Source organism: Staphylococcus sp. HMSC055A09 (assembly GCF_001809655.1).
GTDB lineage: Bacteria > Bacillota > Bacilli > Staphylococcales > Staphylococcaceae > Staphylococcus > Staphylococcus capitis.
In genome coordinates this window covers 1-222 of sequence record NZ_KV798365.1, presented here as the reverse complement: position 1 = coordinate 222, position 222 = coordinate 1, and the positions used below count along the sequence as shown (strand labels likewise).

1 pseudogene is annotated in these 222 nt (G+C 41.9%); it reads right to left on the bottom strand.

What is annotated here, in order from left to right:
• Positions 1–222, bottom strand: a pseudogene (locus HMPREF2642_RS11725) (hypothetical protein); the annotation flags it as partial.

The following is a 222-nucleotide window of genomic DNA, read 5'->3' as shown; positions in this document are numbered from 1 at the left end:
AGTCACTAAGTGGCTCAACAAGTACATCAGGTAGTACTTCAGTTAGCGCAAGTACGTCGGAATCACTAAGTACATCAACATCAGATAGTTTAAGTACGTCACAAAGCGACTCATCAAGTGCAAGCGCATCAATAAGCGACAGTACATCAACAAGTCTAAGTAACTCAGGTAGTACAAGTGCTTCGATGAGTACTTCAAACAGTGCAAGCGAGTCATTAAGTG